Below are 22,367 nucleotides of genomic sequence, written 5' to 3' on the forward strand. Positions count from 1 at the left end.
ATGCATTTCCCCAACATAGATTTTTCGGGCGGGCAGGTTGATCCCTCACTCTTGTTCACAGACAAGAGTGAGGCTATCAGCATGTCTGGGCTAGATCATTCTGCCGGTAACCTACAGGTGATGAAGGCGCCTGAGATGATACCATTCGCGTCCGACAATCCTCTGAGCGGAGACGTGGCAGAGGGCTTTATCACACTCCGCGACTACGTAACACCAAACGGTGATACAGTCCTGGTCGGCAAGCGCGGCGGTAGTCTCTGGGTCGGCACACAACGGTCTTGGCGCAGAAAATTACTGTCAAATATGGACTGGGAATTCGATATGCTCGACTCCAATGAGATATCGTCCGGTTATGGTATCAATCTTCCAATTGGCGAGAATCACGGCACTGCTCCATATAAGCTCAACAGAAATGGCAATGTCCGTTTCTTCGATGGCAATAGTTTCATCGAAACAAATGCTGCTGACGCTTCTTCTTGTGTTGGCATTATGTGTTTCAGCGTGTGGGTGAAACCTGATCATTCTGTGCTGGCTAGTGGCGTTGGTGTCAACATTGTGCTGATCAGGGACACTGGTCTTCAGATATTTCTGGCACTGCTGAGCGGACGAGTTTACGCTTATATCTCAGGGAAGAATAGTTCCGGAACTGCAGTCACATACAATACTTATGCGACTGCTGCATCTACATTAACGTCTGCTTGGCACTTGGTGCAAATAACTTGGACAAATGGACAGTATCCGGTTTTGTATGTTGATGGAGAAGCAGTTGCTGTGGTGAATACTGGCACGCTTGATATACTCGCAGGCGTTTCAGTAAATGCCACAACTAAATTAGGGAAGGCTGATTACTATGGTGGCTTTCTCGGTCTTATGGGCACTGCGTCCTGCTATACGACACTTGTTCCTGATGGATTTCTTGATCAGTATGCTCACGAACTTCCCCGGTATCAAGATGCTGAGACTCCGATCACATGGAAACCACTGTTGGGACGGGCATACTCAGGATCGGACAGCGTATATTTGGATTTACGAACATACTTGGGTGAACCCGAACAGTTTCAACAGGTAGGCAATAACCTATATTGCACGCCTATGCATGTGGCATCAGAAGACTATCCTATTCGATGGAGTGGCTTTTTTTATGATGCAGGTCGTGCTCAATCAACCAGCACCACTGTTACGCTGACTATACCATCGCAAGATAAAGCCTATGGATGGTATATAACCATAACTCCACAGAATGCAGGTATTCGTGCTGGCGACACAATCTATTTTGCGACATGGAATACCACTCTGTCTAGGTGGGTATGGGACTTAAAGAATGGTCGAGTTATCAAGAGTGTTTATTATGAAAGCTTTACCCTGGAGACTGGCTATGATACTACCGGCAAGGGGCATGCAGATGGTATATACTATGCTACTCAATTGCCGTATGTCATAGTCCGCACGCATCGTGTCGGAATGCCGGAAATGCCTGATCTGACCGCTGCATCGAGCGCTACGACCGGGACGCTGCCCGCAGGTAAATATGAGTATGTAGCTGAATATGGTAGTGATATGACAGGCTACAGTGGACTTGTCGCAATTAGCAATATTGTCACTCTCTCTGCAGCAGCCAGTATTCAGGTCAGTGGATGGTCGACCACTGTGCCGGAAAAGGATGTTGATTGGCTTAAGATATACAGGTCGTATGATGACAACTCAGGCTCTGGATTCGATACGCCGAAGCTCGTAAACAAGATTGCGCGAGCAGATATCTACACCGCTTTGACGCTGCCTGCGAACTGGACAGACACCGGTGTCACTGCGGATTCTGGCAATCCATTAGGTAGTGACTCAGATCTGCGTTCCCGACCTGGTGCGATATCCAATCTGATATATTTCAATGACCGGCTGTATGGTTTCGATGGCGCTGACCTGGTGGCGTCTACGCTGGGTTATTACGAGTATTTTCCTACCGAGCAATGGAGCGCAACATCTTCATCGACTATCAATACGAATATCGGTTTGCGTGTGCCGATAGGCTCCGGCACTCACGACCCTATTGTGGCTATCGTGCCGGAAGATGGCGCATATGAGACAACAGGTATCAAGGGTAGTGATCTCCTGCTTCTGCTCCGTAATCGTGCTGTCAGATGGTTCGGTGTCAATCTGGATGATTTTGACCGCGAACCGGCCTTTGCCGAAGGTGGAATATCACAAGATTTTGCAATGAATGCCGGTGGTATGATCGTGTTCGGCTCGGATCATCACGTATTTGTGATGGCCTCAGGCAGCAATGCTCCGAACGCGGTGGAGGGTCGTCGATGGAGTCATGGACTGCCGGTAGGTGCGGATACACTCAAGAGGTGGAAGTGCGCATATTGGAACGGCTGGTATCTCTTCCTTGGAACTGAAACTGAGGGTTCAGACCCCGATACATTCTATATGTTTAACGTCGCCAAAGGCACCTGGACAAGTGTTCCCGGCAATTACCTTGATATATTCGTGCCAAGCAACGACCCTACTCGCAATGTGCTGGTTTCAGACGCAAATGGCAATGTTTATGATCTCTTTGCCTCAGCTACCGCGCAGAGTATAGAATACAAGACTGGTCGACTTTCTCTGGAGTCATCTGCAGATGAGATTGTAGACGTTAAGCATATGCGCTTGGTGCGGATGTTCGTGCGTCCTGCAACTGCCAGTGACGTTGATCTGACTATTACGACTTTAGGTGATAATGCAAGCAGCACTTCATCAAAAACTGTTACCGTGCCAAAAGGAACTGATCGGGTTTTAATAAAGGTTGAAGTTCCTATGGACGCAGTAAACCCGGCGCTTAAGATCACATCGGATACTGCTGTCTGGCCTTTTCAGATAGATATGTGCAATGTCGAATGCGCAGATCCACACGGTGACGGAACGGGGGTGAAGTAGATGGGATTGTGGGGAAGCATCAAGAACACTGTAAAGAAAATTGCGAGTCCAGTGCTTACAGTCGCCGGTATTGCTACGGGCAATCCTCTTCTGACTAAGGCGGGTCTTGCTGCTGGAACACTATCTGCTCTTAGTTCAAGTGGTTCCGGTGGGACTACTTCAAGCAGCACTGATCCCAATGCAGTGCTGCAAGGCTATGTCACTCAGATGGCTGACAACAAGCAGGGCTATTCCAATCTATACAACATACGCAATAACCAGTTAGGTGCGGTCGCGAGTGATCTACTTGGCTATGTGAACGGGGATAGCTCCAATACAAACGGCAGTGCGCCTGCTACGTTGTATGTGCCTACTTCTGACGAAGTGCTGTCGACTCGTCCAGAGCTGAAAACCTATGAGGGTTCCTTGGTTAATCCTACGAAGTCAGACTACACACTTAGTCCACGAATAGATACAACTACCGACCTGTCGAAAGCCACTGCGACTCCAACTTCATCGGCTAATACCAACTTAGGGAAGCTCGGGCAGGTTGCCACGTATGACTCATCCGGTATGCCGAGTGCTGATACTTTACTTGGTGTGCTGAATGACACTCCAGACCCTGACCAGATAGAGTCCAAAGTTGTCAGGGCTTATAACCAAATCAATGACACTGACCTGAATAAGGAAGTAGCAGATCAGCAAGCAGAGCTGGACGCTGATGCAGCTCGCAGAGGTCTTACAGGCTCAAATATCAGCAATAGTGCAAAGATAGGGCTTCGCAACTGGCAACGTTCTACAGGCGCGGAACAGGGTGCTGAAGGTGTCCTTGCCGGTATAAATGCCGCTGCGAATGCACGATCTGAGCGAACGTCTAACGCTGAGGCCGCAGATACTGCTCAAATGAACCGTTATGAGCTTGCTCAGGACTTGGCTTCGAAGAATCGGGAAGCACAGGAGAACTATGCCAATTCTCTTGATACGCAGGATACGAACCTGCGCCAAGAGGCAATCGATAGAATGCTCAAACAGCAGGAGGCTAATCTTGCTGAGAATCAGGATCGCAAAACACAAGACCAGTCACAATCTGATCTCAATAGAGAGTATTGGAACGATGTAAACAATACTACCGGTCAGAACCGGGATTGGTTCAACGAGGATCAGAGTGCAAAGGATTCCCGTTGGTTGAGCGATGAAGCAATAGCGTCCGACCTGCACAACGAAAAGACTCAGAATATGTGGAATGCGCTCAATTGGCTCAGCAGCGATACTAACCGATTAGGTGAGGCTGCTGACCTGACACCACTTATAAATGCTGAGAACGGTGTCATATCTAATAATAACCAGGCTTCACAGATTGCATCGCAGAATAGTGCCAACAAGAATAACTTGTGGGCTGCCCTGTTGAGTGCTGCCGGAACAGCTTATGGAGCATACAAGGGGGCAAAGTCATAATGAGCAACACCGGATTATCTATAACGGCAGGACTCCTTCAGGGAGTCGGCAACTATTATGATGCTCTCAATCAGGGTCGTCGGCAGAAACGTCAAGACAAAGAGGATAAGGAAGACCGGGACTATACGATTACGGAACGCAAGAAGAAAGACCTGTCCGATCTTGCTGCCAACTTTGATGACGTCAATTGGCAACTCTCCACGACGCCCGAGCAGCAGCAGACAGCACTTCAGCAATATAACGCAGGCGCGGCAGAAGTAGGTCTGCCTCAACGTCAGATACGTGATCTTGTTCCCGATGCTATGCTCAACGATGTGATGAAGTTGAAGCAGGCTGGGTATTGTGCTGATCAAACAAAAGTCTTCCTGGCAAAGACATATGGCAATGATCGGCTTCAACAGTTCCTGGGCGGGCAGATGATGCCAAGCGTTCCTCAGTCACAGCAAAATCCAGCAACTGCGAGTGATCTTGCCAATGCTTCTACACAACAGGCTCCGGCGAGTGCCGCTGCACCTGGTACGCAGGTTTCCACTCCCCAATATCCTGCATATCTTAGCTCGAACTATCTGGGCGGTTTGGATACCGGATCGATGCAAGACAATCAGGCCGCTCCTACGTCTGCTGTGGCCGGTAGCACTGAAGAGGTAGGTCAACAGCCATCAGATGCAACGGTATCGTCTGACACGTTGTCTACATTGTTCACTCCATTGAGCAATTCCAAGACTGTGACGGCAGATAGAAAAATGCTGGGAAGTGCTATCGTAAATGGCACGATGTCCAACAAAGATGCTGTCGGCTGGTGGAGTAAGAATCATCCTGATATTCAGACACCTGACGAACTGTTTTTACTCAAACCGAAGCCGTCTGTGACGAACCAAGTCAACAAGTTTTCGGCAGAGGATAAGAAAGATGCTCGCAAGTATTATCGTCAAATGCGACAACAGGCTATGCAGGGTAAGGTTTCAAAGGATGAATGGTATAGTGATCCTATCCTTAAGGTAAACAAGTTTCCTGGGCTTTCTTCTGCTGCGCAGTTATCCCAGGATAAGACTGAGCAGGCTATGACACTTGCGATGGCTGCAAGCGATAGGGCAAATGCTGCGGCTGATCGGGCGGCGGCGAGGGCTGCACGTGGCAGTGGTGACAGCCGGAGTGGAAACGGCAGCAAAAGCGGCGTTGGCGGATCATCCGCGTCTAAGATGTCCGCAAAAGACAGAGGTATGGCTCAAAGATATGGCTTCAGCAGCGCATCTATCAACGCCGCTCCGCAAGAGGTGCTAAATAATATCGGCGTGATGATGAGCAGAGGACAGATTAAGCATGGTAAAGCAGGAAACTACGTCACTCCTGCAGGTCGGAAGGCTGTTATGGCTGTAAATGCCAAGTATGGTGGCAAGTCTGTGTCTTCCGTGTCCACTTCATTTAGAACCCAGAGACCAGTGAATGAGATAAAATCCGCACTACAGGCGAATCCATCATATACGTGGGGCGAGTTCTGGTCTGACGTCCAGGCAGAGCATCCGGGTTGGAACAAAAAAGCCGTTTATGCAGTGTATCAGTCAGCCAAGCGAGGTCGGTAATGAGTCTATTAAGTCGGGCAAAAGCACGCAAGCAAACAGCTTCTAATGATGATGGAGGACTTGTTAAAAGGGCACGAGCCAGAGCGATACAGGAGAAAGGCGGCTCATCCACCAACTGGCAAGCAGTCGGGAACGGTTCTGCTTCTCATATATATGATCCAAATGAACGTTCGATGCGTATTATTGCGAATGCGGAGACTGTTCATAAGAATGCACGATCCAAGAAGCCATCCAAGTTCGAGCAACGTTTAGACCAGGCAACTGAAGCAAAGGCTGACAAGATACTCGGTAAGGACACACGACCCTTGAGAGTCGTTGAAACGCCCACACAAACTGCTGTTCGTGAAGCAATGCCAGATGTCGTGCCCGTGCCAAAAAGTACACTCGGAGAAAGCCAGAAAACACAAATCGGCAAGATCGGCGATAGGCTTATGCAGCATCCTGACGAAGTAGATGCAAAGATCGCCGCAGCAAATCTTGATGATGAATCGAAACAATATCTTTCGCAATATATACAAGGTGCGCAGATGCTTGCAGAGCCGTCCAGCCGTGATGTTCTGATTCAGGGCATATTGGGCATTCCAGGCTTAAACTTGGTTCCAGCGGTAGGCAAAGCCGGAGAAGCTGTCATAGGCACAATCGAAAAGGGTGTAAGTAATCCCGTCGCCCGGCTTGCTGCCAAGACTGGTGTGAGAGCGGTTCAAGGTGGTATAGAAGGTGCTGTCGCCAGTGAAGCGGCCAGCATCCCTGATGCCATAGAACATCCGAGAGAGTGGATTAAAGCACAGCCTCAGATAGTTGGTGGCGGCGCTCTTATGGGTGCTGCCGGTCATGCTATACTCCGGCCTATATTGGAAAGTATCGAGAATGCGCCTAAGAAAATATCTGATGCCAAAACACGAGCGATTCTATCTGACGCGGTTATAAAGGCTGAACAAGGTGATAACGTAGCATCCGCCGAGCGTTTCAATGAGGGCCTTAATCGTATTCACGAATACAAGAACCTGCCCGAAGATCAGAAAACTAATGTATTTGGAAAGATCATCAATCGGCTTGGTGAGATGTCCAAATCGCGGGAAGCAGTTACCAAAATTCCAGAGAGCGCGGAACCAGAAGCCAATACCGCTCCTGAGCAGGTGGAAACTGGCACACCTCATGTGTCTCCTACACTGGGTATTGTCGAGCCTACAAAGGTTGTCGGCAAGGATGTTATCGCAAAAACTGAGCGAGGAACATACGTCAATATTCCTGCGGATCAGTTTGACGGCGTTCCCGTGCATCAGCAGGAAGTCACCCCAGCTCCTGAGCCCGCCGCGCAGGAAGTTCCTCAGTCTCCGACTGATCGTAGGATAAATATACTTTCTAACTGGTTCAACAAACTTGATGAGGCTAATGCTGACCCTGCGAAGTTCCAAGAAGTAAGTCATGAAGTCCGTCGCGTCTGGGATGCTACAAACGCCAAGCTGCAGAAGTATTATGATGCTGAGCCTGCGCTGCTGGAAGAGTCTACCCACTATCCCGAAATGACACCGGAACAACAGCAGGCATTCAAGGCTAAGTATGATGCCTTTTATGAGAACCGAAACAACATGGAGAATATGGTTGAACAGATGCAGGCGCATCCTGTAGTGCAAAAGTTGCAAGCGTTGGATGCTGAGCAGGCACAACAGGATGCAATCAAGCAGGCTGCTGAGGATGTCAAAGAGCAGAATCGACAGGCCTACCAGTTCGGCGCTCCCAGCAAGTCAGATGTGCCGGTTTTCTCTAAGAATGATTCGACCGGCGTGATAGGGAAGACCCGCCTGAAAGGTTATGACTGGAATGAGGTCGCCGATTCGCTTGGCATGACCAAAGAGCAGATAGGCGATATCATACAAAAGAATGCTCCCAAGATACCGGCGTTCGATAATCGTCGTTATGGAAACGAAGTCACGGGTTGGCGTAGACCTGGGGAACCTACATCCGACTTCATGACTGTAGAAGAGGCGAAAGTGTTGTCTAGAGCACTTGGCCTTAAGATAAATACCAAGGGAGCAGAACCCACAGCTCCTGTTGCCACGATAAAGCAAACTTCGGCAGTTACACCGGAATCGGAGGTTACAAATGATACGCAAAACACCGAAAGGTTACAAGGTGGTCATTCACTCGGTCAAGAACCTGAGCAAGCCGAACTTGAGCAAGTTCCAAGCGGAGAGACTACTCCAGCAGGTGGAATGCTTCAAGCACCAGGGCAAGTAAAGCCGATTCCTGGTGTGGAAAAACACGTCGACCTAGCTAACCGGCTTACCACTAGACTTCATGAGGATAAGCCCATCGACTGGCGCGAACTGACTTCTATGGCCGATGACACGTTCGGTGGCACTGAGGCTGCGGGAACATACAATGCACGCGACAAGGCCGATGCTCTTGAGGCCGCAGTCAATGCTCATATTCGGGAGAATGCTCCTGATATCATGAGTTGGCCACACGAGAAGGCTGTGACCTGGCTCGAACATCTGCAATCCAAACTGCCTACCCAAACAGCAAACGATAGGACAGAAACACAAGTGGAGTTGCAGCAGTTCAGCACTCCACCGGCAGAGGCATTTGCCGCTGCTAAGGCGTTGGGGGATATCAACGGAAAAACGGCGCTCGAACCGTCTGCTGGAACTGGAAACCTGGCTAATTTCCTGCGAATTGGTGGCGCGAAGGTTACAACAAACGAATACCCAGGTGAGGGTGGCAACGTGCGTGCCGGGCTTCTTGCTGCTCAGAATTATCCTGTTACACGGCAGGATGCGGAAATCCTGAACGCCTTGTCGCCGGAAAAATATGATGTGGTCTTAATGAATCCGCCTTTCTCTGCCACTGGTGGCAGGGTTAAGGCGCACAAAACAGCATTCGGTGCGAAGCACGTTGAAGCTGCTCTTGATATGCTGAAACCTGGCGGCCGCCTGGTCGCTATTGTGGGTCGTGGTATGGGCGATAACACTCCGACCTTCCACAAGTGGTTTGATGATATGAGCAAGCGATATGCTTACAGAGCAAACCTACTTGTTGACGGGTCTGCATACTCAAAATATGGCACGACATTCGACAACAGAATACTCGTGTTTGACAATACTGAGCCTTCAGGGTATAAAGAGACTGATCCACAATTGTTCTCTGACGAACCCCTGAGCGTTCAGGATGTAGCCGATAGGCTTAAGGAGTTAGGTAAGAATGGACCGGAAGTCACTGAAACAAGCAGTAGCGAAAGCGGATCTACACCTAAAGAGGTTGCAGGAAGCCAACCAACTGCCCCTAAACAAAGTTGCATACGAAATACTGAGCAAAAATCACTGGATGGAATATTACTTCCAGGGAAGTCTGATCTGGGTGAATCTGGCGTTCAAGGAGTGGCAGGAAGCAATGGTTCAGGAACAGTGGTTTCCGGACGATCTGGCAAACAACATATATCTGATGTGGTCGAGCGAGAAAGACCCGGTAAGGGCAACAACGGAAATCACGAAAGCACTTCAGGACGAGGGGTATCAACCGAAGGATCTTCTGGCAATGTCGGGGGACGAAGCAATGGTGACGTTGAGAGATCTGGCGATAGAACTGGCACGCAGCCAGATGTAAATGTCGAAGAACACGTAACTCGACAGACTGGCGGCGACAACTCCGTCGTTGAGAACAACGATACATTCCAGACCTACAAGGCCGAGATAGGCAACGGCAATCCGCATCCATCCAAACTTGTCGAGACAGGTTCTATGGGCGGCGTTAAGACTCCGCTTGTGAATCTGGATGATGAGAAAGTAAACTCATACATTCACTTCCCGCGAGAGATAATCAAGAAGGGAGCTTCCCGACTTTCCGACACTCAGCTTGAATTGGTCGTTCTGGCTGACTTTTGCCACAACCAGTTACTGCCGGATGGTTCCCGCAGAGGTTTCTTCATTGGCGATGGAACTGGTGTCGGCAAGGGGCGTGAGTCTGCTGGCATTATCACGAACAATTGGTATGCTGGGCACAGGCGTATTCTGTGGCTATCCGCGAACCACAATGAACTATATGACGCTGGCGTCCGCGACCTGACGGCAGTGGCCGGAAAGGACACAATCCCTGCCAAGAAGATCAGCGACTTTAAGGCTGGCACTCAGATAGATTTCCCCGAAGGCGTTGTCGTCTGTTCATACTCCACGTTTGCGAATAAACGGACGTCGCCTACGAGGTTTACGCAGATATTGGAGTGGCTGGAGCAGGGCAAGGGTGACCCTGTTATCATCTTCGATGAAGCTCATAAGGCTGCAAATGCTGTAACGAATAATGCGTTGCAAAAGTCGAGCCACATCGGAGAATCGGTCATTGATATACAGAACAAGTTACCCAATGCCCGCGTCACGTATATGACTGCCACCAGCGCTGACGATATAACCGACCTGGGTTATGCTGTGCGTTTGGGCTTGTGGGGTTCGGATACGGCTTTTAAGACATTTGACCAGTTCTCCGGCACGATTGACGCCGGTGGTATTGGTGCTATGGAGCTTGTGGCGCGTGAAATGAAGCAGATGGGCACATATGTTTCCCGTGTGCTGGCGTTCGAGCATCCTGATGGCAAGCCATTGAGTTATGGTGAATTGGTAGTAAAACCGACTCCAGAGATGATCCGGCAATACAATGAAGCGGCTGACACTTGGTCAAAGGCATTGGGGTTCGTTCAAAACCTTGTAAAAGAAAAGAAACTCGACAGCCGTGAGACTCGCACTTTTATGTCGCAATATTGGGGAGTTCACCAGAAGTTCTTTAAGTCTATGTTGACCGGCTTCCAGGTGCCCACCCTTATCGAAACGATAGAAAACGCCATGAGAGAGGGTAAGGCCCCTGTTATATCGATCGATTCCACTCACGAGGGTGAGACTATCGAGAAAGTGTCCGAAGGTCTTAAGGCTGGCCAGGAACTTGAGGATATAGACTTTGCAAGCTCTGACAGCCTTTTCAATTTGGTTAAATCGGGATTCCCAGTTCAACTCACTCAGCCTATGACTGATCCGCTTACCGGCAAGACAGAGAATGTGCCAGTATGGAAAAAGCCGGACGGCTCGACAGCGGTGGACAAGTATGGTAAGAAAGAGTGGGAACCGGTCATTGATCCGGAGAAAATACGGTTGCGTAAGCAGTTACTTGGCGGACTCGACTCACTGAGCGTGCCGGGCAATCCTCTGGATATGATTATAGACTACTTCGGTGCTGACAATGTGGCGGAAATATCTGGGCGTAGTCAAAGGCTTATCCGTAACCGCAAGACCGGCGCTTTGAACCTGGAACATCATTCACAGACGAACCGCAACCAGGAACTTAAAGACTTCCAAGAAGGCAAGCGCAAGATTGCCATATATACCCGCGCAGGTGAGCAGGGTATCGACCTTCATGCGGGCCGCAAGATGAAGAATCAAAAGCAGAGGTTACACATCGTCTTCGATATTGGATGGCAGACTAAAGGCACACTGCAGGGATTCGGCCGGACACATAGATCGGATGAGGTCATCGGCCCTGAGATATTGCTTATGGGCGTGGATATTGCGGGGTATAAGCGGTTCCTCTCGTCCCTGGCTTCCAAACTCTCTATGCTCGGCGCTCTGCAGCGTGGTGACAGGTCGTCGGCTGGCGCGGGGGAACTTGCCAAGTATGACTTCAACAGTCGCGAAGGTATGATGGCCGCTCGTGCTGCGCTTGCCTCATTGCCGAATGATACACTTAAGAAGATGGGGATTAGCGATAACCCGGAGAAGTGGCCTACGTCCCCGACAGGGCTACTCAAGCAGTTCTTTAACCGTATGATGGTTCTGCCGGTCAACGAGCAGAATGACTTATATAGAGCGTTTGAGATGTCGTTTGTAGATCAGATAAATGCGGCAAAGTTGGCCGGAACATATGACCAGACGGTCCAAGACATTAAGGCTGAGAAGATCAAGAAAGTATCTGAGCAGGTCATACGCACTGATCCCACCAGCGGCGCACAGACCAAATACTATCACCTGAACGCTACCGTCAAAAACAAGCGTGTGTCGTTTGCCGAATGTCAGAGAGAGTGGCGAGACCTTCTTGCAAACGGTCAAGCATCTTGGCGAGTTAACACCAAGGGCCGCGTGGGGATGTGCTATTGGCTCGATGTCCCAGTGCCTGGGACTACGGAGACACAGCGTAAGTATCTGGTTCGTGGGCCGAATGGCCGTTCCCGCGTTTTGAGTGTAAAGGCTTATGTAGAGAACTGGTCACCTGTTAAGCAAGATAAAGCAGAGGAGCTGTGGCAAAAACAACTTGATGAAATGCCTGCGACCCGGCAGGAACCGTATCACATTATTGCAGGTTTGACTCTGCCTATATATGATAGACTCGGCAATGCAAAAACCATCGTGAGGGTTCCACTCGACGGCGGCGAACGGATTGTCGGTACTATGCTTACCGGTGACAATGTAATGCAGACACTTCGGGAACTGGGGGTAGTCACTCAGGCTGATGCCGGTGATCCGGGATCAGTCTACAACGGTGCATTGTCGATGAATGCCAATGATACTATCCATCTGGCAGGCAAGCTCAGTCTTGTGCAGGGAATCTTCCGTGGTTCACCTGGAATCGAGATCAAGTATAATGGCGGTCTGGTCACTGATTCTGCGACACAGAGTCGGTTGACTGATATGGGCATTGTATCCGTTGGTGTATATGACAAGCGTTTGTTTGTGCCGTCCGCTGACGCAATGGCTAATCTATTGGATAAATACCCGGTGGTGGAATTGCCGAAGTCTATCAGCACAGATATAGCGTCTCGTGTCAACTCCCGAGTGTCGGAAGTGGATTTGCCTACTCCGTCATTGTCGGTCAAATACATTAATGGCAGCACTGCTCAATCACCTGAAAGCAAGACTGAAGGGTCTTTCGAGTTTGATAACCCCGACCTGGAATCTAACTGGAAAGAGAATAGCAAGCCTATAACCTCCAAGGGTTTCCTGAGCAAGATTGTAGAATGTTTCCACGGATTACCTGCACTTGCTACCAGGACATACAAAGATATCCCGCGAACCGGCTTCTATGCTGAGGCGAATGAAGCGCTGCGTGTGCTTGGTCATCAAAAGAGCGTGCAAAACTCTGAAGCTGTTAGACTTATCCACGGAATCCTGATCGATCTTGAATATGATCCTGCTGCGTTCGACCTGTTCAATCGCCGGATCGTCCTGGCTGATTTCGCTGAAACGGCAGCTGAAGGCATGCAATTGCCTGGAGGCTGGGATGCTGATACTGCTGACGCTGAGCTTAAACGAGTGGATGAAGCCATTAACGGGAACAGCAAGATTGAGGATGCGCTTTCGGTCAGACGTAGCGTGCTGGAGCAAGTCACACAGGGTTACATAGCCGCTAATAAAGCCGTTGGCTATGATCCGTCGAAAAACCTCAAGCGGCAGGACTACTTCCGGCATATGGTTCTCGACAAGATGAACCTGAAATACGCTGGAACGATGGGCACTGGTAAGCGCGTCGGAGTGAAGAAAGGCCGTGGGTTTCTCAAGGCTCGCAAAGGTAGCAACCTGGATATCAGTTATAACTATGTACAGTCGGAATGGGAAGTCCTTTCCCAGATGCTATACGATACTCAGATAGCCAAGGCTCTGAAGCGGATTCAAGATAACTATGATATAAAGGAAGACCTGAAGCTGGAAGCTGCTCACCGGAACGTTTCGGCCATACTGCCTCATTTTGAAGATGTCGCCAAAGAGCTGACGGAATCTGAGGACAACACAAGCGGCCATAAATACACTGCAGAAGAGGCTATGCGCCGAATGCTGAACTGGAAGCAGTCGGCTGCCATAGACGGACTGCAAAAGATGGCGCTCAATGATGACCTTCCTGCCGGTCGGGCAGGTGAGTATGAGGACTTGCTTAACGAACTGGTCGATAATTACCTGCACAACCGCTCAATCAAGTCTGTGATGGGTGAAGATTGGACTCCTGCTGATCGCATAGAATTGCCTGAGTGGGCACACAATAGACTGATGCAATATATGAATTATCTGCTTCAGGAACACGGCGGTGAACCCGGATCGGGTAAAGCTGCGATGTTCTTTCACGGCATACGTGAGAAGAAGCAATACATTAAAGCAGCCTTGGGTGATGAATACCTGGATTGGCGCGACCTGGTCTCCGAAGTTCCTGCGCCTGGTGGCCAAGGCTATGCTATCTTCCAGCCCGATAGGGGAAATGTGTTCTATCAGACAGAGAGCAGTTCTGAACAACTGGCCGGGAAAATCTTTGAAGGCGTTATGGAATTGGGCGATGTTCCGCTAGACAAGTTGCGCAATGTATTGGTTTTGGGCGGCAAGCGGCGTGAGTGGGTATTGCCGGAGGGCATAACAGCTACCCTGGAGAATCTGCCGCGTACACGCACTGATGATCCGGTTCTTGATTTTGTGGCAGGTAAGCCCCTGAACCTGTGGAAACAATATCAATTACTCAACCCGGAAAGAGCTATCAAATACAACCTGCGTAACCTCAGTGGTGATATTGAACCTGTCATAATGATGAACCCCGGCATACTTAAGTATGTGCCGCAATCTGCACGGGAGCTATACCAGATGTATCGAACCTCTCGACTCCCGCAAGGGACACTCAAGGATTGGATGGACCGTGGGGGTGAGCAGGGTCTTTTGCAGGCTCAGGAGATGGGTGAGCTAAACGACTTGGCCATCTTCTCCAAATTGCTGAACAAGAATGCTGGAGTGTTGGGCATTCCAAAAGAGCTGTTCCTGAAGTATTGGCGAACGGCAAGACTCGCGACTGACTTTCGCGAATCGCTGTTGAGGTATGCCGCTTATCTCGAATACCTGGATGAAGTCAATAACGGCACGTTGAAGAACCACGGCGGCAGTAAGCGCACGGAAGTAGAGGGGCTTCATGACCCGCGTGATAAGGCATATAAGCTGTCGAATGAACTGCTTGGTGCGTATGATGAGATATCACAACTTGGCAGAAGTATTCGGAAGTATGTGGCTCCGTTCTGGAGTTGGCAGGAGGTCAACTTTGGGCGGACTGTGCGGATGTTCAGAAACACGCTGGAAGACGCGCCTGGCGCAAAAGCTCGCGCAGGGTTTACCAAGGCTGTATTTACTGCGCTGCGCCTGGCCAAGTTCGGCATTCTGGCAAGCGCGCTGTGGTCTATCCTGTCTGCCTGGAACTATCTGCATTTCAGCAAAGAAGAAGATGAATTGCCCGATGATATAAAGTCAAAGCCTCATCTGATCTTCGGACGTGACGCCAAGACCGGCGATATCTTATATCTCTCTCGCCTGGGCGCTGTGAATGACTTCACCGAGTGGTTCGGTGCAGACACTGCTCCAAGCGACATACAGGCGTATCTCAATGGAGACAAGTCCATTATGGAGATTTTTTCCGATGATGCTAAGAAGCCGGTCAACAAGATGGCTCAGGCGATAAACCCTTGGGTCAAGACATATACGGAATTGAGCACAAAGGAAAAGCTCTATCCTGATATTTTCAATCCACAGTCCTACAAGGACCGTGGGGAATATCTGGCTGATTCAGTCTCACTTGGTGACGAATACCGCAAGCTCACGGGCAAGCCGAGCAGACCGACGCGTGAGAATGCCGAACGCTACTTTGCGGACGTCTCTGACCCTGAACAGTCGGCATACTATGACATTCTGGGAGAGAAAACTGGCTTTCTGAAGAAGCACGGCAAGGGTGGGGATAGAGGCGGCAATGACAATCCCAAGTCTACCGCACTGTGGAATTACAAACGTGCTCTGCGTTGGGGCGATATTAAGTCCGCACGGAAGTTCTACAAACAGTATTTCAAGCTGGGTGGAACAGACAGGGGGATCGAGCAGAGCTTCAAAATGAATGATCCTCTGTATGGCTTGGGGTCGGGTAAACCGCAAGAATATGATCCGACTGCAGAAGTGCAGGCAGAGACAAAGCCGGACCTGCGCAAAGCATTTATACACTCTCTGAATAAAGCTCAGCGAAAGAAGCTCAAGATGGCTATTAGATACTACAACAATTTGCAGCACACCCGTAGCAAGATTGAGACTAGGGGGTAGCGAAAAGTGACTCAGGCAGATGAAATTAAGATTGCCGAACTGAATGGGCGCGTGACTGCAATAGAAACTCGCCTCAACGGGCATGTGCCGGAGAAGTGCATCCGTGAAGATGAGGCAATCTCAAATATAAAAGAAGAAATAGGGGGCATAAAACAGACACTTGATCGTATATGGAAACGTATCGATGCGCCCGGCGTATTTCTGCAGCAGGCAATCATATCGGCTTTTACCGGCGGCGTGATAGCGTTGGTGTTTATACTTTTGCAAAAGGCTATACACTAATCCCCTTGCCAACTTCTCATCATGTGATCTATAACCTTTTCCGAAAGCACATTCGGGAAAGGTTATTACTATGTTTTCTATCTTCTCTAAAGCCGCCAATATCGTTAAGTCACTCGTGACCATGCGCCTGCTCCTCGGTCTGATAGAGCCTATCCGTGATCTGGTCAAGACCTATGAGACACCCGGTCTGCCCGGCGCAAACAAAAAGCAGTCCGTAATGTCTCTTATAAAGATCGCGATTGTAACCGGTGAAGGTGCATTTAACATCGATCTTCCTGACGACCTGATACTACGGTTTGCTTCCGATTCCATTGACGCTATTGTCGACGCGGAGAATCTAGCCGGTAGGTTCAAGCACTCGACTACGAGCGGCACTACAAGCACTCCCGCTACAGGAACAACTACGGGGGCAAACTAATGAAACCGCGAAAGGTCTGCATTGATGCCGGACATGGCGGGCAGGACAACGGCACGAGTGGCAACGGCATTGCAGAGGATGCCTGGGTGCTTGAGTTCGCCGGTAGACTGGGGCACCATCTGCGTGAGCATGGTGTTGAGACTGTGTTCACGCGCACGGGTGATAAGAAAGTCGCTTTGGAGACTCGCGCCGCTATCGCTGTAAATGCGGGTTGTGACCTGTTTGTAGCGATTCACTGCAACGCCTCGAGTGATAACAAGGCTGATGGGGCAGAATGCTTCTATGTGCCTGTGGGAGACTTCAAAAACAGCTCCATCGGCGTCGGGCGTGAGATGCTTGCTGCCTGCATGCAGGAGGGGCTTGAAAGTCGCGGCGTAAAGATAGACAGCAAGTCTCAGCATTCTAAGCTGGCTGTGCTGCGTGGAACTTGCAGGCATATGCCTGCGGTTTTACTGGAAGTCGGGTTTGTGTCTAACAAACACGACTCCGATCTGCAGAAGAGTAAGGTCTGGCGCGAACAGCTTGCGCAGGCTCTTGCGCAGGCAATTGTGATGTAGGCGATTTTTTGATGGGTGGGGGACTGCAGTAAGAAAAATCAGGAGGCCAGAGCACAATGGCTCCGACCTCCACTTATTTCAGCTGCTAACGCGTTCTTCGTTTCAATGCGAATCCGCCAAGGCTGGTTAAGCCAGTAAGTAGTGCGAGGATAGAAGATGGTTCGGGAACAGGTGCAGGTACTGGCAAGGGTGTGCCATCACCATATGTATAGGTGCGACCTTCTACAGGCTCAATGGCAACTGTCCAGCTTGTTATCCATTGTGTGACTACTGGCACGGATGTATATATTTCAAATACTGCCGATTCGCCTGGTTTTATTGATAAGTCTCTTGTATATGTGTACGTATCCCAGAAAAATTCAGCCCAAGCTGTATTTTCTGCCTTATCATACCAAAAACCCCAACCGGTTGGTTCGCTATGGCCTACTGACAGAGTTCCATCTGGTAGAATCATGTCCCCAAACCCACAGATATATTTGCTTGTTGTCAAGGTGTTCGTCACAGTGTAGATATATCGTGTAACGTCACCTTCTATCACTACCTTACCACTAACAAGAGGTGTGTCAGCATGAACAGCAGCAGCAAAAACAAATAGCAAAAACAATGCAGATAGCCATCTATAATGTTTGATTTTCATTGCTTACTGGTTCCTTTCATCAATTTTTTGCTTGCTTGAATGCATATAATGTACCTCTGCCATTCCCAGCCCTGGAGACAACATATATCCACTTATAGCCGGATTCTGCAGCATAAGAAATAGCTGGTGATGAGCACACAAAACTGTTCGTGGACGTATTGTTTTGAGCTGTATTGCATTCCGCCAACTTATTCATATCATCTTTATCTATTGCATACAGTTTGCCGTTGTCATTCCCGACAATACCGTAACCCGCCGATGTGAAAGCTGCTGAACCTACAAAGTAATTGCCATAATACGCATCAAGCGGGTTATTCAAATTCATCGGCTCTTTCGCGCCTGTCTGGGCGTTGACACGGTAAAAATAGTTGCCCGTATCTTCACCTACAAATATGCCGTTGTCCATTGCTGCACATGTCGCTCTCACTTCTTCACCATAACCACCGTCAAGGCCTACAGACCATACCGGTTCCCCGGTAGAAGCATTTGCGGCATATAAGTTTTTCCCTGTGTAGAATGTAATTCCAAAATATACATTGCCCGCATAGATGGTCGGAGAAGATTCTATGCAGCCATACCTGTCCGGCCTGTATGACCAGACCTGAGTCTTTGTAGATGCATCAACGCAGTAGAGATAACCAGCATCACTGCCGAAGTATAATCGATCTGCACCTCCTATATTGGCAACAGCTATGCTGCTGACCCCGGTTATGTCATAAATGTCGTCTGTGTCGTAGTAAATGAGTTCAGAAGTCGGTATCTCGAATGGTGAAGTCCAAACCTCGTTTCCATTACTGGCATTAAGCGCATATACTTTTGCGCTCTCGTTGCCTATGTAGACTACGCCATTGCAAACTACAGGCGATTGAATAATCCTGGCTGCTGTTGTACCATCGCGCCTTGTGGTTTGATGACTCCATACATATGCTCCGGTAATTGCATTTAAGCAATAGACATTGCCGTCCATGCAGCCGAAGTATACATACTTCTGATCGCCCACTGTCGCCACCGCGGGTGTCGATGCGATACCTCCAGACAGTCTGAGAATGGCATTACTGTATGCGCCTGCCGGATAGTCCCATTGTAGATCGCCTGTGGTGGTATTGAACGCTGCAATATACCCACACGATCCACTAAGGTAACTATCTGTGCCTCCAAACCATGCGCCGACGATAACAGGACAGCCTGCTGCTTGCACCGGGCTGGAATCGATATATGGATGTTCGAAAACATATGTATCCCATATGAAAAACGACGACATCCCCGGATTGGGATGGCCAGAAGTAGCCCAGTCACTCCGTGCGACAGAGCTTGTTGCTGTGTCAATAGGTTTGGTCCACACGGGGCTGCCAAAACTGGTGATGGAACAACTATCTCCTGTTAATGCATATCCTTGATGCCTTGTATCGTGCATGAACATCGGCCAGTCATCGGCTTCGGACAGCAGGAAGTCAACCTGGCAGCGCTGCGCAAACGTACCTGCACATCTATTCGTTGTGGTAGCCTCGACAACAGCGAAACTGCCCTGGGAGACACCGCTTAGAGTTGTAGTTACCTCTCCATTTGAATTTGTTGTGCCGGTGGTAACACTCAAATTCCCGGCAGTTTTAGTAAACGAAATACTTGTTCCTTCAATAGGTGTGCCGTCCGGCTTTATTAACTTTGCAGTTATTGTGGAGTTGCTGTCAGTCGGCAAGACAGAGTATGGATCGGCAGTCAACCTAAGGATATCATTTATTATTGACACATAAACTGTGGCATTTTTCTGTGGATTATCCATGGCATATGCATTAATTGTTACTTTTCCTAAACTAGCAGAAGATGCATCGAGGTGGACGGTCGCAATACCACCATTACTGGTTCTGACAGTTGCCTCTGTAGTTCCGGTCTCACTAAAAACACCTTTATCAGTGTAGAACCTAACATCTATCCCATCGAGTCCGTTGTCTCCACAAGCTTTCAACGTTGCTGTTATTTCTGACATATCGCCGCCACATGGACTGATCGCCGTCGGGTCAGCCGTAAGCTCAAGACTGGCGCTCGGCTGGTTGATCGTTATATATATTGGTTGACCGTATTGATTGCTTACTTGTTCCCAATCGTATTTGTAGGTGTCATCTGTGAGCACATCTCCGGTTAAAGGGGCGCTATCATCGGTGGCTTCAACAGTAGCATCTCCATACTCTGAGGCCACACTATAGAATGGCACAGTGACTTGTCCGCTTGAATCCGTTGCAGCAGACGGAGACTCATGAATTACAGAGCTGTCTGAGAACGATCCTTTATCTGTTCTGAACCTGACCTGCACTCCTGCAACCGGGTTATGGCCGGAATCTACCACAGTTGCCGTGACATTTGTGGTTCCGGAGCATCCTACAATAGATGTGCTGTTTGCCCTTAAGTATATCTTTCTGAGTTTGGTCAGATACAGATTCCGAGTGGTGTCAGGCTCGATATTCGTGTAGGTCCGAGTCTTGTAACCATCACACTCCGCTGAGACCATATATTTGGGATACTCGGAATATTTAGTCACAGTAAACGAATAACTATTACTTCCCGAATTATCGGACTGGCGTGTGATGGCGAGTTTTTGTATCTGCCCGTCGGAACAATATACCGTAACGATTGCTTGGCTCTCCGGCATATCGTACAGCTTTACATTGCCTGATATTGTTCCGGTTCCTGCATCTGTTATTGCCGACATCGCATACGAAGAGACCGGTGAATCCGATGACCAAATGCAGGGATACGAGGTTGAGGAATTCTCGGGTTTCCATACCGAACACACTCCAGTGATTGATACGCAGTCACCGGTGCTTATTCCATAACCTGTATCTGCAAAAACTGTAACACCCTTTTCGCCATATGTGCCATATGAAGAATTGCCTGTAGCCAGGTTTGACCCATCATCAATGCGCATGTAAGGTGTAGTATTGCTTTGGTCAAGATAATAGTTGTCGCCGATCTCAAGCACCTTGCCCCAAACAGTAACATAACTGCCAATGTTATAGGGTCCGTATGCGTTCGAAATGCCGGGATTACTGCCTAGTGGACTGCCGCCGAGGGCACGATTATTCATGCCGAGAGGAGAAATGTTCACAGTGCCTGTCTGGTCAAGATTTTTACATTCAATGGAACTGCTGTCATCACTCGTGTTGTACAGGCCAAGTATCCTCTGGCCGTCCATAGTATTTACCTGTGCCATGACATCTACAATTGCACATATACTAGATAAGCCGGATGATGAAGTTCTCCACACACGAATTCCTGGCAAGCAGTCGAGGCCTTGGATATTGAAGACATCAATCCAGGTGGATTGATTATACGAGTAGTACCGTCCCATATAGGTGACGATTTGCCCGGTCAGATAGACCCAATCACCGTCAACGGGTGTTGAACTGGTGCTCATAACACTAATGCCACCTGCATTTGTCGTATCATTCGCATCATTCAGAGTGCCTGCATATGCTACAGTGCCGGTGCTGGCTACGGAAACACTTCCATTTGAACCCTGAGGATCGAAATATGGATCGGGACCACTATCTGCATAGATGACAAGTGCGCCGTTTTCGGTGTGTACCGTGCCGGTCAACTCAATTACTCTGTCTGTTGGCTTAACTATTACGTTTGTGTATACCCTTACAACTGCACTTGAGTTGTCATCTCCAACGTATATGTAATTCTCGCCTACATTCGTAACCGGCTTGCAAGTTATTTTAACTGGAGTCAGTATTGGCGGAGAAGTTGCGCGCAGCGAAGCGACAGTATCGAACTTTGAAATTCTGTAAGTAGTGTCGGCCGTAACCTCGCCTGCTATACCCAGACCGTCGTCGGCAAGACTCGGATCGGATGGTGGAATAGGATCGGTGGGGAAGGTCAGCTCTTGCTTATTATCAGTTGGAGCAAACCCAAAGAATGGAGTCCAGTGTTGAAGTTCTCCATCTTTAATGTATCCATATACAGTCGGATCATAGACATAGCGCTCGCCATTGGCTGTAAGTGTGCCGATTGTGCCTTCAACATATACGGCCTTACCAACTGAAAGGTCTTCAGGCGGGTGGCATAGCACCACCAGTCTATTGCCGGAATAATCATCTTGAATTACAAAATAATCCGGATTATTGCGAGCTGCAATCCGGGCAACAGTAGCTTCACAGACAATGCTTTGTCCATCTTGTTGTGAGAGAGCATTTTTTACACTGTTTTCGGTTTCCCAGGGGAGTTGAGAAGCTTGTAACTGATTGCCAAGGGTGGCTATGAGGATTGTTATTACGGAGATTACCACTGCATACTTCTTAACACAACTACCAACTTCCATTTTCTTCCTCCATATGTGGTAGCCCCGTTCTGTTAGCAGGCATTCGTAATGTAACATGCAAAACTCAAAACGTCAACGATATATTTACTAGAAATCTAACCAATTGATGAATACACTGTTGTGGACAAGAACATGTGATATATAGTCCA

At 49.1% G+C, this 22,367-nt stretch carries 9 protein-coding genes; 7 read left to right on the top strand and 2 right to left on the bottom strand.

The genetic code is table 11. The annotated features are described in order from the left end of the window. The first annotated feature begins 81 nt into the window (after nt 1–81). The 7 genes from ABFD83_13890 (at nt 82) to ABFD83_13920 (ending at nt 17,263) form a co-directional block, all read left to right on the top strand. Nucleotides 82–2,916, top strand: coding sequence for a hypothetical protein (locus ABFD83_13890; GenBank protein ID MEN6358161.1), 2,835 nt, complete (start codon nt 82–84; stop codon nt 2,914–2,916). Further along, a complete protein-coding gene (locus ABFD83_13895; protein ID MEN6358162.1) occupies nt 2,917–4,350 on the top strand; it encodes a hypothetical protein in 1,434 nt (477 codons plus the stop codon). Then, nucleotides 4,350–5,930, top strand: a complete 1,581-nt coding sequence (locus ABFD83_13900; GenBank protein ID MEN6358163.1) for a hypothetical protein — start codon at nt 4,350–4,352, stop codon at nt 5,928–5,930. The genes ABFD83_13895 and ABFD83_13900 overlap by 1 nt, the downstream gene beginning before the upstream one ends. Then, a complete protein-coding gene (locus ABFD83_13905; GenBank protein ID MEN6358164.1) occupies nt 5,930–16,006 on the top strand; it encodes a strawberry notch-like NTP hydrolase domain-containing protein in 10,077 nt (3,358 codons plus the stop codon). The genes ABFD83_13900 and ABFD83_13905 overlap by 1 nt, the downstream gene beginning before the upstream one ends. 6 nt (nt 16,007–16,012) lie before the next feature. Beyond that, nucleotides 16,013–16,288 carry a hypothetical protein gene (locus ABFD83_13910; GenBank protein ID MEN6358165.1) on the top strand — a complete coding sequence of 92 codons (276 nt, stop codon included), beginning with the start codon at nt 16,013–16,015 and terminating at the stop codon, nt 16,286–16,288. A 70-nt stretch (nt 16,289–16,358) separates the two neighbouring features. After that, the gene (locus ABFD83_13915) at nt 16,359–16,706 is read left to right on the top strand and encodes a hypothetical protein (protein MEN6358166.1); all 348 of its coding nucleotides are present in this window, start codon (nt 16,359–16,361) and stop codon (nt 16,704–16,706) included. Continuing rightward, complete coding sequence (locus ABFD83_13920; protein MEN6358167.1) at nt 16,706–17,263, top strand: N-acetylmuramoyl-L-alanine amidase; 558 nt, start codon at nt 16,706–16,708, stop codon at nt 17,261–17,263. The genes ABFD83_13915 and ABFD83_13920 overlap by 1 nt, the downstream gene beginning before the upstream one ends. A gap of 85 nt (nt 17,264–17,348) precedes the next feature. On the opposite strand, the gene ABFD83_13925 is transcribed toward ABFD83_13920, so the two are convergent. Further along, entirely contained in the window at nt 17,349–17,900 is a 552-nt protein-coding gene (locus tag ABFD83_13925; GenBank protein ID MEN6358168.1) for a PEP-CTERM sorting domain-containing protein, read from the bottom strand. A gap of 19 nt (nt 17,901–17,919) precedes the next feature. Continuing rightward, on the bottom strand, nt 17,920–22,218 hold the full coding sequence (locus tag ABFD83_13930; GenBank protein MEN6358169.1) for a PQQ-binding-like beta-propeller repeat protein: 4,299 nt from the start codon (nt 22,216–22,218) through the stop codon (nt 17,920–17,922). Nucleotides 22,219–22,367: the final 149 nt, after the last annotated feature.

The sequence above is a fragment of the Armatimonadota bacterium genome (genome assembly GCA_039679645.1).
In the GTDB taxonomy this organism is placed as follows: domain Bacteria; phylum Armatimonadota; class UBA5829; order UBA5829; family UBA5829; genus UBA5829.

Bases quoted from the DNA above. Each gene is read 5' to 3' on its own strand.
- ABFD83_13925 (MEN6358168.1), bottom strand. From the start codon at position 17,900: ATGAAAATCAAACATTATAGATGGCTATCTGCATTGTTTTTGCTATTT.
- ABFD83_13930 (MEN6358169.1), bottom strand. From the start codon at position 22,218: ATGGAAGTTGGTAGTTGTGTTAAGAAGTATGCAGTGGTAATCTCCGTA.
- ABFD83_13915 (MEN6358166.1), top strand. From the start codon at position 16,359: ATGTTTTCTATCTTCTCTAAAGCCGCCAATATCGTTAAGTCACTCGTG.
- ABFD83_13900 (MEN6358163.1), top strand. From the start codon at position 4,350: ATGAGCAACACCGGATTATCTATAACGGCAGGACTCCTTCAGGGAGTC.
- ABFD83_13895 (MEN6358162.1), top strand. From the start codon at position 2,917: ATGGGATTGTGGGGAAGCATCAAGAACACTGTAAAGAAAATTGCGAGT.
- ABFD83_13890 (MEN6358161.1), top strand. From the start codon at position 82: ATGTCTGGGCTAGATCATTCTGCCGGTAACCTACAGGTGATGAAGGCG.
- ABFD83_13920 (MEN6358167.1), top strand. From the start codon at position 16,706: ATGAAACCGCGAAAGGTCTGCATTGATGCCGGACATGGCGGGCAGGAC.
- ABFD83_13905 (MEN6358164.1), top strand. From the start codon at position 5,930: ATGAGTCTATTAAGTCGGGCAAAAGCACGCAAGCAAACAGCTTCTAAT.